General features: G+C 55.0%; 9 protein-coding genes. 3 read left to right on the forward strand and 6 right to left on the reverse strand.

Features of this window, described 5'->3' with window-relative positions; all coding sequences use genetic code 11:
* The first annotated feature begins 1 nt into the window (after position 1).
* Positions 2 to 3,049 (forward strand): efflux RND transporter permease subunit, encoded by a 3,048-nt coding sequence (locus ACW17M_RS13985; protein WP_457547663.1) that lies wholly within the window; start codon positions 2 to 4, stop codon positions 3,047 to 3,049.
* A gap of 296 nt (positions 3,050 to 3,345) precedes the next feature.
* The gene (locus tag ACW17M_RS13990) at positions 3,346 to 5,049 is read left to right on the forward strand and encodes a methyl-accepting chemotaxis protein (RefSeq protein WP_141440600.1); all 1,704 of its coding nucleotides are present in this window, start codon (positions 3,346 to 3,348) and stop codon (positions 5,047 to 5,049) included.
* 70 nt (positions 5,050 to 5,119) lie between these two features.
* On the opposite strand, the gene ACW17M_RS13995 is transcribed toward ACW17M_RS13990, so the two are convergent.
* The 5 genes from ACW17M_RS13995 to ACW17M_RS14015 form a co-directional block, all read right to left on the reverse strand.
* On the reverse strand, positions 5,120 to 5,983 hold the full coding sequence (locus ACW17M_RS13995; protein ID WP_141440601.1) for an ABC transporter substrate-binding protein: 864 nt from the start codon (positions 5,981 to 5,983) through the stop codon (positions 5,120 to 5,122).
* 177 nt (positions 5,984 to 6,160) lie between these two features.
* Entirely contained in the window at positions 6,161 to 7,495 is a 1,335-nt protein-coding gene (gene preA, locus ACW17M_RS14000) for an NAD-dependent dihydropyrimidine dehydrogenase subunit PreA (protein WP_035538758.1), read from the reverse strand.
* A complete protein-coding gene (locus tag ACW17M_RS14005) occupies positions 7,492 to 8,871 on the reverse strand; it encodes an NAD(P)-dependent oxidoreductase (protein ID WP_039857298.1) in 1,380 nt (459 codons plus the stop codon). Before ACW17M_RS14005 ends, preA begins: the two co-directional genes overlap by 4 nt.
* 34 nt (positions 8,872 to 8,905) lie before the next feature.
* The gene (hydA, locus tag ACW17M_RS14010) at positions 8,906 to 10,345 is read right to left on the reverse strand and encodes a dihydropyrimidinase (protein ID WP_009285886.1); all 1,440 of its coding nucleotides are present in this window, start codon (positions 10,343 to 10,345) and stop codon (positions 8,906 to 8,908) included.
* A 62-nt stretch (positions 10,346 to 10,407) separates the two neighbouring features.
* Positions 10,408 to 11,274, reverse strand: coding sequence for a nitrilase-related carbon-nitrogen hydrolase (locus ACW17M_RS14015; protein ID WP_457547664.1), 867 nt, complete (start codon positions 11,272 to 11,274; stop codon positions 10,408 to 10,410).
* 617 nt (positions 11,275 to 11,891) lie between these two features.
* Between ACW17M_RS14015 and ACW17M_RS14020 the strand changes: the two genes are divergently transcribed.
* Positions 11,892 to 13,409, forward strand: a complete 1,518-nt coding sequence (locus ACW17M_RS14020; RefSeq protein ID WP_457547665.1) for an NCS1 family nucleobase:cation symporter-1 — start codon at positions 11,892 to 11,894, stop codon at positions 13,407 to 13,409.
* A gap of 14 nt (positions 13,410 to 13,423) precedes the next feature.
* Here ACW17M_RS14020 and ACW17M_RS14025 read toward each other — a convergent pair whose 3' ends face one another.
* Positions 13,424 to 14,326 (reverse strand): LysR family transcriptional regulator, encoded by a 903-nt coding sequence (locus ACW17M_RS14025; RefSeq protein ID WP_022521820.1) that lies wholly within the window; start codon positions 14,324 to 14,326, stop codon positions 13,424 to 13,426.
* Between the last annotated feature and the right edge of the window lie 115 nt (positions 14,327 to 14,441).

The following is a 14,441-nucleotide window of genomic DNA, read 5'->3' on the forward strand; positions in this document are numbered from 1 at the left end:
TATGGTCGACTACTTTCTACGCCATCGAGCGGCCAGCTATTTAATGACCGTGGTGCTGCTGGCGGGCGGCGCGCTGTCTTTTTTAGGCATGGGGCAACTGGAGTTTCCCGAATTTACCATCCGCAATGCGCTGATTACCACGCAGTACCCAGGTGCGACGCCTGAAGAGGTAGAGCAGGAAGTCACTTCGACACTCGAAGAGTCTATCCAGGGGATGTCATCGATTAAGCGGGTCAGTTCGGTAAGCTCCGATGGCCTATCGCAGATCACCGTTGAACTCGAAAGTACGGTGCAGAACGAGGAGTTGGAGCAATTATGGGATTCGCTGCGCCGTAAAGTACAGGATGCCCAGGCCGCGCTTCCGCCGGGTGCGAGTCAATCCCGCGTAAATGATGACTTTGGCGATGTATTTGGTTTTATGGTCAACTTGACGGGCGACGGCTATAGCATGCCGGATCTGGCTGACCATGCTGATTTTCTCAAGCGTGAGCTCGCTTTGGTGAAGGGCGTCGCCAAGGTGTCGCTAAGCGGTGAGCACGAAGAGCGCATCTATATCGAAGTTGATCGCGAACGCCTGCGTGCGCTCAATATCCCTCTTGCACGCCTACAGCAACTGCTGGATACCCAAAATGCAGTGGCAGACGCCGGGCATCTTAAACAGGATGGCCGCCGTTTTCGTATCACCCCCACGGGCAGTGCGGCAGATATTGAAGCTCTGCGCGCCCTGATTGTCAGTGAGGGCGATGGCGAGTTGGTGCGGTTGAGCGATATTGCCGATGTGAGCCGCGAGCTGGCGGAGCAGCCCCAGCAGCTTTACCGCGATATGGGCAGGCCGGCGATCTCGCTGGGCGTCTCCTTTGAAAGCGGGGTGAACGTTGTCGAGGTGGGAGAACGGCTACAGCAGCGCCTGGATGCACTGCAAGCCCGCACACCACTGGGTATGGAGCTGAACGTCGTTTACAACCAGCCCCAGGTGGTTGATGACGCTGTATCCGGCTTCCTGGTCAGTTTGATCCAGGCAGTGGCCATTGTCATCGTGGTGCTGATGCTGTTTATGGGCTGGCGTAGTGGTCTGCTAATGGGCTTTATTCTGCTGATCACCATTATCGGCACCTTTATGCTGATGCGCTTCCACGGTTTGCAGCTGGAGAAAATCTCGCTGGGAGCGCTGATTATCGCCCTGGGGATGCTGGTAGATAACGCCATTGTGGTTACCGAAGGCATGCTGGTGGGGTTAAAGCGCGGCAGCACTATTCGCGATTCTGCACACCAAGTGATCCGCCAAAACGCTTGGCCCTTGCTGGCCGCAACGCTGATTGCGATTGCCGCCTTTGCGCCCATCGGTTTATCGCCAGACACCACCGGTGAGTTTATAGGCTCGCTATTTTTCGTGCTGCTCTACTCGCTGCTGCTGAGCTGGATAACGGCGCTGACGTTAACGCCGTTCTACTTCAAGCTGTTTTTCCGCAATGTGGCCCCCGGCGATGGACAGGAAGACCCCTACAAAGGCGTGGTTTATCGTTTTGTAGGCCGTGTCATTATCACCGGTATTCGCTGGCGCTGGTTAACCTTGGCGCTGATGGTGGTGATATTAGCAGGCGCGGTGGTCGGCTTTGGTTCGGTTAAAAATGCCTTCTTTCCGGCCTCTAATACGCCGATCTTTTTTGTCGATTATCGCACGCCGGAAGGCACTGATATCCTCGAAACTCAACGCCGCGTCAGCGAGCTTGAAAAGAGCGTGATGGAGATGGACGGCGTTCGCCACCTGACCACCACAGTGGGCGGCGGGGCGCAGCGCTTTACCCTCACCTATTCACCGGAAGACCGCTACGCAAGCTATGCGCAGTTGATTGTCGAAACCGACGATAAAGCGACTCAACACGACCGCATGGCTGACGTAGAGCAAGTGTTGGAGCGGGATCATAGCGATATCGACTACAAAATCGCCCCGTTGGAGGTCGGCCCCGCTCCCAAAGCCAAGCTAGAGGCGCGCTTCTACGGCAGCGATCCAGCGGTGCTTCGCCAGTTGGGCGATCAGGTTGAGGCCATGTTCCTTGATACACCGAATTTGACCAGCGTGCGCACCAGTTGGCGTAACCGCGTGCAGGCGATTGAGCCCGTTTTTCTTGAAGATACTGCACGTAGGCTGGGTGTGACCCGTGAAGACCTGGCCAGCACCCTGGCGCTAAGTACCAGTGGCAGCCAGGTGGGCATTTACCGCGACGGCAGCGACCTGATTCCGATAGTGGCGCGGGCAATCCCCGAACAGCGTCACGATGTGGATAACCTAGGCTCACTTAACGTCTGGAGCGCAGAGCAAAACCGCTATATCTCCGCCGATCAAGTCATCGGCGATATCACAACACAGGTGGCGGATCCGCTGATTATGCGCCGCAATCGCGAACGCATGCTGGCGGTGTACGGTGAGCCGGATCCGCTAAGCGGGGTGACCGCAGCCAGCGTATTGGCCGACATTCGACCAAGGGTGGAGGCCTTGGATCTACCAGCAGGTTACCGGTTGGAGTGGGGTGGTGAGTTTGAGACCGCTGGCGAAGCGCAGAGTGGGTTATTTTCCTCGCTGCCGCTGGGCATAGTGATGATGTTTATTCTCACTGTGGTGCTGTTCAATAACTTCCGCCAGCCGTTGGCTATCTGGTCGCTGGTACCGCTGACGATTATTGGCGTAGTGGGCGCGTTGTTGGTTACCGGGTTACCTTTCTCGTTTATGGCTCTGCTGGGTACGCTGAGCTTGATCGGCATGGTAATCAAAAATGCCATCGTGTTGGTAGAGGAGATCAACGTGCAACTGCCGTTGCATCAAGACCGCTACCACGCTGTGGTGCGAGCTGCGGTCAGCCGCGTGCGTCCGGTCGCCATGGCCGCGCTGACCACCATGTTGGGCATGATCCCGCTAATTAGCGATGCCTTTTTCGCCAGCATGGCGGTCGCGCTGATCGGTGGCCTGGGTGTCGCCACGCTATTAACCTTAATCGTACTGCCGGTAGTTTACTGCGTGCTCTACCGGATTCGCATACATCCTGATCAATAACTCGAGCAGACTTCTTTCATCTTAGCCGTGGCCTTGACCAATCCACGGCTAAGATAGCCTCTGCACCGATATTCAATGCGCCTACCACTTCGCTCACTGCTGTTTGCAAATCGTTTCCATTTTCATTTGTGAAAATAATTTTCAAACTAGACTAAAGTCTATGCTGCCCAGGCCGATAGCAGTACCTCGTAAAAGATATTGGTCGATTTAAGTTAATCTAAAGCCGCTGGAAGTGCTCTAGCTAGATTATATAAATTGCCAAAAGCTAATGGATCTGGCCTGGAGGCATTCCGCATATGAATCGTGTACTTAGTAATCTATCCGTCAAACTGGGTTTAACCCTTGTTTTGGCCATCTTTTCATTATTAATAATAACCATTGCTTTTCTAGGCTATCAGGCAGGCGAAGAGGGCAGTACTTCGTTAAAAGAGCTTGACCTATCAGGTGATCGCACTTTAGCGCTTAGCCGCAGTCAACGATCCATAGCTTACGCTCAGCTTTTCTACGTTAGTAGCTTCGATGCGTTTGAGAAAGGTGATGCCAGTTCATTCCGTGACTACCTGGCTCGGGCCCAAGATGCTCAGCGAGTTGCGCAAGATTACTTTACAGAGTTTGAAGCCACCAAGCCTGAGTCGGCACTTTCTGATACCGTGACTGCCACCTATGAGAGCTTGATCCAACGGGGGATTATCCCCTTAGAGGAGGCATTAAATACGGGTAACAGCAGTCAGTTTAATACCGCAAGGGAAATGGTGAGTGACTTAAATCAGCAGTTAATTGAGGCTGTTAGTGCTTACAATGATCATCGGGCTGAACGAAACAAGTCGATGATTGCCGATTATGAGAGCGGCATGCAGTTTCTTACTTATATTGATATCGCTGTACTTTTGATTGCCGCGTTAATCGTTCTGTTTGTTCGCATCGCGATGGTGGGCTCTATTGTAAAACCACTAAACGAAGCAGTGGAGCATTTTGAGCGTATTGCCCAAAATGATCTCTCTGGTAAAGTAGATGACCGTGGTAGCAATGAGATCGGCAAGCTGTTTAGTGCTATGCAGCATATGCAAAGTAATTTGGTTAAAACCGTTTCTGAGGTACGCGATAGCAGCGGTTCGATTCATATCGGGGCGCGTGAGATTGCCAGTGGTAACTCGGATCTATCCTCGCGTACCGAGCAGCAGGCGTCTTCCCTGCAGGAAACCGCCGCCAGCATGGAGCAGTTAACCGCTACCGTTAAACAGAATGCCGATAACGCCCGCCAGGCCAGCCAGTTGGCGAACGATGCCTCAAGTACTGCAAGCAACGGTGGTGAAGTGGTTGAGCAGGTGATTACCACCATGCACGGTATTTCTAGCAGCTCGCAAAAAGTGGCGGATATTATTACCGTTATCGACTCTATCGCCTTTCAAACCAATATCTTGGCACTCAATGCTTCTGTGGAAGCAGCGCGGGCAGGCGAACAGGGTCGTGGTTTTGCCGTGGTGGCGAGTGAAGTGCGTAACCTGGCCAGCCGCAGTGCCGATGCCGCCAAAGAGATCAAAGCACTGATTGAGGCGTCATCCACCCAGGTGAAAGAGGGCTCAGCATTAGTCGAAAGCGCCGGTGCTACGATGCGGGATGTGGTCTCCTCTGTGCGCCGGGTGACCGATATTATGGATGAAATCTCCGCGGCTTCTCAGGAGCAGAGTTCGGGTATTGAGCAGGTCAACCAAGCGGTTGCCCAAATGGATGAAGTGACCCAGCAGAACGCGGCCCTGGTTCAGCAGGCGTCGTCAGCGGCCAGCTCGTTGGAAGAACAGGCGGCGCGGCTTGAAAGCGTTGTCTCGGCTTTTCGTTTAACTGAAGGGGAGAGCCGTACGCAACACGCCCCGCTTACCTCGCCCCAGCACACGCCACAACACTCATCTCAACAGACACCAGCGCTGATGCGGCCAGCGACGCGTAGCCAAACCAGTAGCAAAACCGCGGCTAGCGCTGAAGATGATTGGGAAGCTTTTTAAGCCAGCGTTTCTCGCCGCTTAGGCTGCGTTCCCCCTCCGCCATTGCTGTAAGAGGGGGGGTAGTGAGCGCTTAGTTACCTGACGAGTTTAGTGCTACTGCAACTTCTTCAACCTGTAGCGCCAGACTCTGCAGGCCGCCGCCGGAGAGGTACCACAGCGCGGGCGTTAGCATAATGACCCGCGCTTTCTCAGCTCCCGCATCTAAGAGCGTTTGCGCTAAGGCATCCGCGTCGGCGGGTTCATCGCCAATCGCGGCGCTGCGATCAATCACCAGTACGACCTGCGGATCAATTTCGCTAATCGCCTCAGGAGAAAGCGGGGTAAAGGTACGGGTACCGCGGGTTTCAGAAGTGACACTTTCGGGCATCTCTAATGCTGCAATGCCCAGTACGTCGTGAACGACCGGGTGCTGATTCAGCATCAGATTGCCGCCGTTGTGGGTTACCACCAGCGTGCGAGGAGCGTTGCTTAGCGCTTCGCGCTGGGTCTCAATCTCGGCATGCAGTGTACCAAGCGCCTCTTCGGCTTTGCTTTCCACTGCTAAACGACTCGCTAGTTCGCGTACATTAGCGTCAAAAGTAGCCAGGTAGTCGTCACCCTGTAGGCTGGTGTTGAGCAGCGGGGCGATTTCGCCAAGCCCCTCTTCCCACTCACCCTGGCGGCCAGTGTAAAGAATCAGGCTAGGCTCGCTTTCGCCAAGGGCATCCATATCCGGTGAGCGCAGGCCGCCAATATCGGTGACGTCATCGGCTGCATACTGCTCAAGATAGCCAGGCAGGCTGGCTTTCGGTACACCCACTACCTGCTCGTTTAAACCTAGTGCATCCAGCGTATCCAGGCTGCCTAAGTCGAAGGTGGCGATTCGCTGGTCGGCGCTCGCGGTGGCGCTGGCAGTTGCTAAGAGTATAGCGGTGGTAGTGGTAGCGAACTTCATTGGGTTTCCTTTTGTGAGAAAGAATTTTATATGCGATGTTTTCTCATGTTCTCAAGGATGCTGACTTTTGTCGCTACTGGGTGATGGAACAGTATGTTGCAGAAAACGCGACCGCCCTCACAAACTGAGGGCGGTGGGTAGCGCTAACGGCTGTTTAAAAAAAAGAGGGTAAAGAGGTTAAGAGGCGACCCGGAAAGGATTGCGTGGGTCGTTATCCCAGGCCAGGAAGGGTTGGCCGGTCTCCTGGGGCACCATGGTGATGCAGTTATCTACTGGGCAAGTGATCTGGCAAAGGTTACAGCCCACACACTCCTCTTCGATCACTTCATAGCGTCGCGCGCCGTCCTGCTCGGTGAGCTTGGCAATCGACTGGTGGGAGGTATCCTCGCAGGCGATATAACAGCGGCCGCACTCGATGCACAAATCCTGATCGATCTTGGCGATGGTTTTGAAGTTGATGTCGAGGTGTTTCCAGTCGGTGGTTTGCGGTATCGCCTTACGGGAGAACGCCTCGATGGAGTCGTAGCCTTTTTCCGCCATCCAGCGAGAGAGGCCGTCTTTCATCTCCTCCACAATCCTAAAGCCGTTGAGCATCGCTGCCGTACACACCTGCACGCTGCCGGCACCTAGGGCGATAAACTCCGCCGCATCCCGCCAGGTGGAAATGCCGCCAATGCCGGAGATGGGCAGAGTTGGTGTGGCCGGGTCGCGGGCGATTTCCGCCACCATGTTCATCGCGATGGGTTTGACAGCGCTACCGCAGTAGCCGCCGTGAGTGCTCTGGTGGCCGACGGTGGGCTTGGCGACCATATTGTCCAGGTCGATACTGGTAATCGAGTTGATGGTATTGATCAGCGATACCGCGTCGGCCCCACCCCGCAGTGCTGCTTGGGCACCGACGCGAATATCGGTGATATTAGGTGTGAGTTTGACGATTACCGGTTTGGAGTAATGCTTCTTGCACCAGTAGGTGACTTTCTCGATCAGGTCGGGGTTTTGGCCCACCGCCGCGCCCATGCCGCGCTCCGGCATTCCGTGGGGGCAACCCAGGTTGAGCTCGATGCCGTCCGCGCCAGTGGCTTCCACTAGCGGCAGAATGTAGGCCCAGGCTTCTTCATTACAGGGCACCATAATGGAAACGATCAGCGCACGATCGGGCCAGTCCTTTTTCACCTGAGTGATTTCTTTAAGGTTGATCTCCAGCGAGCGGTCGGTAATCAGCTCGATATTGTTAAAGCCGATCACCTCGCGGTTTTTTCCGTAGTGGGCTGAATAGCGGGAGGAGACATTCACCGCAGGTGGCTCTTCGCCAAGGGTTTTCCATACCACGCCGCCCCAGCCAGCTTCATAGGCGCGTACCACGTTGTAGGCTTTATCGGTGGGCGGTGCAGAGGCCAGCCAGAATGGATTGGGGGCTTTAATGCCAGCAAAGTTAACCGATAGATCAACGCCATTAAGCACGCTGTCACCGCTGTCTTTCTTACCCGGTGGTGTAAAAGTGAGTGTGTTCATGCGGCCTCCTGCTTGGCGACAAGCGCCTGATGAATGGCGTGAGCCGCCAGTTTGCCGTGTTGCACGGCCTGAACGGTAAGGTCTTGACCGGGCTTCACACAGTCGCCACCGGCATACACATTGGGCAGTGAGGTTTGGAACATCTCATTAACGTGAATGCGCTCGCCGTCCCGGGCAAGCTCAGCGGCGGTGGTATCGCTTAGGCTCGCGCCTTCGAAGCCTTGGCCGATGGCGGTGAAGACAGCATCGGCGGCGATCTCAAAGGTTTCTCCAGTAGGGGTTAAGCGGCCCGCTTGATCATGGGTCTTGGCAAAGCGCATGCCCGTCACGCGGACTTGATCATCCAGCAGAATCTCGTCGGGCTGGGCCCAGGTCACCATCCGCACGCCGTTGGCTTTGGCGATTTCCTGCTCGTGGTCGGTGGCGGACATGGCTTCCACGCCGCGACGGTAAACCAGCGTTACCTCCGTAGCGCCTAAGCGGGCCATTTGGGTGGCCATATCGATAGCGGTATTGCCCGCGCCAATCACGATACAGCGTTTGGCCACCGCAAGGCTGCCCAGATCGTCGGTCTGGCGGAGAACCTTGATGTAGTCCACCGCAGGCATCAGACCGGGTGCTTGCTCCCCGGTTAAACCCAGGGCACGGCTAGCGCCCAGGCCCAAGCTGAGAAACACGCTATCGTACTGATTATGGAGCGTAGCAAGCTCCAGGTTTGCGCCCAGCCGTTGGCCGTACTGGATCTCGATGCCACCGATCTCAAGCAAGAATTCCACTTCCTTACGGGCGAAGTCGTCGGTCATTTTGTAGCGGGCGATGCCGTACTCGTTCAGCCCGCCAGGCTTTTGTTCGGCTTCAAAGATGGTCACCTGATGACCGAGCATCGCCAGTCGGTGCGCGCAGGAGAGCCCGGCAGGTCCGGCGCCGACCACGGCCACATGACTGCCGGTAGAAGTGGCGCGTTTGAAGGGGTGGCCGTCGAACTGCATATGGTCGGTGGCATGACGCTGCAGCAAACCGATCAGCACCGGCTGGCATTCGGCGTCGTGGTTGCGCACGCAGCTACGCTCGCAAAGAATTTCCGTGGGGCACACCCGGGCGCAGCTGCCGCCTAAAATGTTGGCTTCCAGAATGGTTTCCGCCGCGCCGTTGATATTGTTCTCGCTGATCTGGCGAATAAAGCTGGGAATATCAATATCCGACGGGCAAGCCTCGACGCAGGGCGCATCAAAGCAATAGAGACAACGCTGACTTTCGATCATCGCCTGGCGATGGGTCAGCGGCGGATGTAGATCGCTAAAGTTGCTTGCCAGCGTATCCGGGTCGTAGGTGCCGACCTCTTTTGCGCTGGGTAGGTGGTTCAGTGGGCTAGTCACAGTAAAGCCTCCGCTGTTGTTATGGGCACAGCTGTTATCTTTTTACGGCCATCGGCGCATTCAGCTCGGCGCGCTTGGCCAGCAATTCGAAGACACCGGGGTAGGCGGGGCGCTCCAAATAGCGGCCCGCACCGCGCTCGGCGCGCAGCTCACCATCCCGCCACACCCATTTGCCCTTGCTAATGGTGTGACGGGCAATGCCGCGCACCGTTTTGCCCTCGAAAATGTTGAAATCGACGTTCTGGTGGTGGGTTTTGGCAGAAATCGTCCGGGTGCCGTTGGGATCCCACACCACGATATCTGCATCGGAACCTACTTGAATCGCCCCTTTGCGCGGGTAGAGGTTGAAAATCTTGGCGGTGTTGGTCGATGTCAGCGCGACAAACTCCTGGGGCGACAGCTTGCCGGTGTTGACGCCTTCATCCCACAACACGGCGAGGCGGTCTTCCACGCCAGCGGTGCCGTTGGGGATTTTAGTAAAGTCATCCTTGCCCGCGGCTTTCTGATCGGCACAGAAACAGCAGTGGTCGGTGGCGGTGGTTTGCAGATTGCCCGACTGCAAGCCGTGCCAGAGCGCTTCCTGGTGGCCCTTGGGCCGGAAGGGCGGGCTCATCACGTGGGCAGCGGCGCGGCCCCAGTCGGTATCCTGGTAGACGCTATCGTCGATGAGCAGGTGCCCGGCTAAGCATTCGCCATAAACCGGATGACCCTGCTGGCGGGCGTAGGCAATTTCATCGACGGCATCTTTGGTGGACACGTGAACCAGATAGATCGGTGCGCCCAGGGTGCTGGCAATGCGAATCGCCCGGCTGGCCGCTTCGCCTTCCACCTGGGGTGGGCGCGAAAGCGGATGGGCTTCCGGCCCGGTCATGCCCTGGGCGAGCAGTTTTTGCTGCATGTGGTAGACCAGCTCACCGTTTTCGGCGTGAACCGTAGGTACCGCGCCTAGCTCCAGACAGCGCGAGAAGCTTTCCACCAGAATGTCATCAGTGGCCATGATCGCGCCCTTGTAGGCCATAAAGTGTTTGAAGCTGTTCACCCCGTGTTCATGAACCAGGGTGCCCATTTCCTCTCGCACGCTATCGTCCCACCAGGTAATCGCCACGTGGAAGGCAAAATCGGTGGCGGCTTTTTCCGCCCAGCCTTGCCAGGTTTCGAAGGCCTCAAGGAGCGACTGACCTGGCTGTGGGATCACGAAGTCGATGATCGAAGTGGTGCCCCCGGCCAAGGCCGCGGCGGTGCCGGTATAGAAATCCTCGCTGGCCACGGTGCCCATGAACGGCAGTTGCATGTGCGTATGGGGATCGATACCGCCGGGCATCACCAGTTGATCGCTGGCATCGACAATTTCACACCCTTCAGGGACATCTAGATCGGTGCCAATCGCATGGATTTTACCGTCGACACACAGTACGTCTGCGCGGTAGGTATCGGCGTGGGTGACCACGGTGCCGCCCTTGATTAATAAGCTCATCGTTCGCTCCTGTTGTTTTTAAATAGAAAACTTAACCAGCAACCTGTTTTTTACCAGCAGAATCATTCACCGTCGGTCAGGCGGGTATAGGTTTCCGGGCGACGGTCGCGGAAGAACTGCCAGTTGTTGCGTACCTCCCGCACCATGTCCAAATCGATCTCGTGCACCAGCAGCTCGTCTTCTGTTTCGCTGGCCTGAGCTTCGATTTTGCCGCGGGGGTTAACGATATAGCTGGAGCCGTAAAAGTCGCCGATGTTCCACGGCGCCTCGGTTCCAACTCGGTTGATCGCAGCGATAAAGCAGCCATTGGCGGCGGCAGAGGCAGGTTGCTCTAACTCCCACAGGTATTGGGAAAGACCGGCCACGGTGGCGGAAGGGTTGAAAATCACCTCAGCGCCGTTGAGAGCAAGCGCCCGCCAGCCTTCGGGGAAGTGACGGTCGTAGCAGATATACACGCCGATTTTGCCGTAGGCAGTATTGAACACTGGCCAGTTGGATTTTCCCGGCTTGAAGAAGAATTTTTCCCAAAAACCGGCTACTTGGGGAATATGGGTTTTGTGGTACTTGCCTAAGTAACTGCCGTCAGCGTCGAATACCGCTGCGGTGTTGTAGTAAACACCGGTTTCAGTCTCTTCATACACCGGCACGATGATCACCATGCGGTGCTCGGCGGCGAGCTTCTGCATCATCTGGCAGGTAGGGCCTTCCGGTACCCGCTCGGCGGCGGCGTACCACTTGCCGTCCTGGCTGGGGCAAAAGTAGGGCTGGTTAAACACTTCCTGGAAGCAAAGCACCTGCACGCCCTGGTCAGCCGCTTGCTGAATCATTGGCAGATGTGCCTCGTTCATGGCGTCGCGAATAGCTTCTGGTTCAAGATCGGTGCTGGTTTTCAGGCCCATCTGAATCAACCCGATTTTCATATTCTGCATGAGACGCTCCCTCTGATTGTTGATGTGTAGCGTATGTTTGTAGTGTTCTTGAAACTAGTTTTGTAAAGCTGACGAAATAGACAGCTTTTGTTGAAAGTAGCGCTGGGTAGGTGGTTTTAGCAAGTCTTTAAAGGAGATTTGTTAAATCGTCTTTAACTCATTGAGTTTGCTTATTTTTATTGTTCCATTTTGTGATATTCACTTTTTTGGTGAGGTCTTGCACTGTTTTGGATGGTTTTTTTATTCTTTTAAAATCATTGGTTTGGTATATTTATAGCGAGTGTTTTTGGTTTTTTTCTGTTTGAAATTGGTGCAAATATTTTTTTTGATCTAGCTTTGTTTAGTTGGTTTTTGTTTTAGGTGGGGAAAATATAAAGATAACAAGCTAACAATAATAATGTTGTCCAGGAAGGCAGCTTTTTAATCAATGAGTTAATTGACCTGCTTTTTCAAGTAGGCATGCTTATTGCTTGTTTTCTAAAAGCTATGGTTTCTAAGAACGATGGTTTTGAAAAACAATGGTTTCTAAAAGCCATGATTTCTAAGCGCCTTTTTGAAAAGCTCCACTGGCCGTGGGAGCTAGGCAGCGCAATAACGCAATGCTGAGGAGATAAAAAATGACCGAAACAACCTCTCAGATGGTGGATCGAGGTGGGCTGATAGAGCTAGATGTAGGGGACGATGTACGCAGTAGTTCGCGCTTTAATGAGGATATTGCGCCTACCCAGGCCAGCGAGCGCACCTGGAGTAAGTGGAATATTGCGGCACTCTGGGTAGGCATGTCGATCTGCGTGCCCACCTACACCCTAGGCGGGGTATTAACCGCCTACTTCGGGCTGAGCGTGGGGGAGGCGTTGTTTGCCATTTTGTTGGCCAACGTGATCGTGCTGATTCCTCTTACCTTAAACGCCTTTCCCGGTACGAAGTTTGGTATTCCTTTTCCGGTGGTTTTACGCTCTTCGTTCGGTATTTTAGGTTCCAACGTACCCTGTCTGGTGCGCGCCCTGGTCGGCTGCGGCTGGTTTGGTATTCAAACCATGTTTGGCGGTTTGGCCATTCATCTGTTGCTCTCCGAGTTGATTCCCGCTTGGGCTGCGATGGGCGGTGTTGGTGAAGTCATCGGCTTTTTTGTCTTTGGTGCGATGAATCTCTATGTGGTGATTCGTGGTGCAGAGTCGATTAAATGGTTGGAAACCTTCGCCGCACCGCTGCTGTTAGCCGTTGGTGTTGGGCTGATGATATGGGCGTGGCCAAATATGTCGATGTCCGAACTACTGGCACAGCCGCCGTCGCGGCCTGAAGGGGCATCGGTATACGGCTACTTCTTCGCGGGCTTAACCGCCATGGTGGGTTTTTGGGCCACGCTGTCGCTGAATATTCCCGATTTCAGTCGCTTTGCCAAAAGCCAAAAAGATCAGATCGTTGGTCAGGTGATTGGGCTGCCGCTAACGATGTTTTTCTTCGCCGCACTCGGTGTCGTGTTAACCGCTGCTTCCGAAACGCTGGTAGGGGAAACCGTTGCCGACCCGGTACGTTTGATTGGCTATATCGACAGCCCCTTCTGGGTGGTACTGGCGATGCTGTTGATCATTATCGCCACGATCTCTACCAATACGGCTTCTAACATCGTGTCGCCTACCAACGATTTTCAGAACATTGCGCCCAAATTGATTAACCAGACGCGCGGCGTGCTGATGACTGGCGCGGTGGGCGTGTTGTTGATGGGCTACGATCTGCTGCAAAAAGCGGGCGTTATTCCGCCAGGGGTTTCTCTGGAGCAGATGTACTCCAACTGGCTGCTGGGTTACTCCAGCCTGCTGGGGCCCATCGCGGGCATCATGGCGGTGGACTACTTCCTGATCAAAAAGCAGCGTTTGGATGTGCCCAGCCTGTATATGGATAACCATGCTTATCCTGCGGTGAACATCGCGGGTTTTATCGCCTTTGGCGTGCCGGTGGCGCTTACGTTGCTATCGCTGTTAACTGGCACCATGAACTGGTTCTACGACTACGGCTGGTTTACCGGCTCGGCGCTGGGGGCAATTGTTTACTATGTGACAAGCCAAGTGTTGGTGTCATCGCCCCAGGCGGGGCCAGCGCCGATAATGGCCAATGAGGCAACCGAGCAGCGTTAAACATACTGCCGGGTTTAGCTGCTTTTGATTAAGCGTAGAAACGCATCGACCACTCGGTTGGGGCGGCGGTCGTGGCGGGTGATCAGCACAAAGGGGATGCGGTAGTGCTGCGTGTTGGCATGCAACGCTCGCATCTTGCCCGCTGCCACCCACTGTGCAGCTACGTGTTCAGGCAGAAAGCCGATAAATCGCCCGGTAAGAATCAAAAAAGCGGCGCCTTCTCGGTCGGATGCTGAGGCACGAAGGCTTAGCGCATCATGCGCCTGTCGGGCCTCAACCGGTAGCGGATAGCGGGGCGAAATAGCCGAGTGTTGGGCGATATCAGCACCACTGAGCGTGTCGTCGTCCTCCGTAAACAGGGGATGGCCAGCCGCACAGTAAAGATATGATGGCTCATCATAAAGGTGCCGCGCTTCTAAACTGGTGGGCAGGTTCACTGCAGGCACTACGCCGACGTGCAAGTGGCCATCCATCACCCCTCGAATGACCGCGTCAGAAGGCTCCATATGAATATGCAGCGTGACCTCATGCTCCGGCGCGCTGAGCTCAGCCAGTGCATTGGTCACGTGCATGGCGGGTAGTGTCACCAAATTATCGGTAATGCCGATATTCAGCTCGCCTTTAATCGTTTGGTGCAGGGCGTTAACGTCGCTTTTAAACGTTTCAAGCGCGGTCAGTAGCGTCAACCCTGCCTGATAAATCTCTTTACCCTCTTCGGTTAAACTAAACCCGCCACGCCCCCGCTGGCAGAGCGAAAACCCCAGCCTCCCCTCCAAGTCGTTCATGTGTTGGCTAATCGCCGAACGACTAATGCCCAGCGTGGTTTCCGCCGCGGTAAAGCCACCGCACTCAACGACCGTCTTAAAAATACGGATTAGGCGTATCTCGTAGTCGCTCATTTGGCCCAGCGATGCCATAACAATTTCCTGGTAGATTGGCTATCCATGCATAACGTCACGCTTTTCAGGGCATTAACGGTGATAAAAACTGATATACATCCTAAAAGCACCGCGGCACTATCGGATAAAGCCA

It is taken from the genome of Vreelandella sp. 2A-K22 (assembly GCF_054065485.1).

Coding starts and splice junctions, on each gene's coding strand:
- preA (WP_035538758.1), bottom strand. CDS start 7,495: ATGAACACACTCACTTTTACACCACCGGGTAAGAAAGACAGCGGTGAC.
- ACW17M_RS13985 (WP_457547663.1), top strand. CDS start 2: ATGGTCGACTACTTTCTACGCCATCGAGCGGCCAGCTATTTAATGACC.
- ACW17M_RS13995 (WP_141440601.1), bottom strand. CDS start 5,983: ATGAAGTTCGCTACCACTACCACCGCTATACTCTTAGCAACTGCCAGC.
- hydA (WP_009285886.1), bottom strand. CDS start 10,345: ATGAGCTTATTAATCAAGGGCGGCACCGTGGTCACCCACGCCGATACC.
- ACW17M_RS13990 (WP_141440600.1), top strand. CDS start 3,346: ATGAATCGTGTACTTAGTAATCTATCCGTCAAACTGGGTTTAACCCTT.
- ACW17M_RS14015 (WP_457547664.1), bottom strand. CDS start 11,274: ATGCAGAATATGAAAATCGGGTTGATTCAGATGGGCCTGAAAACCAGC.
- ACW17M_RS14020 (WP_457547665.1), top strand. CDS start 11,892: ATGACCGAAACAACCTCTCAGATGGTGGATCGAGGTGGGCTGATAGAG.
- ACW17M_RS14025 (WP_022521820.1), bottom strand. CDS start 14,326: ATGGCATCGCTGGGCCAAATGAGCGACTACGAGATACGCCTAATCCGT.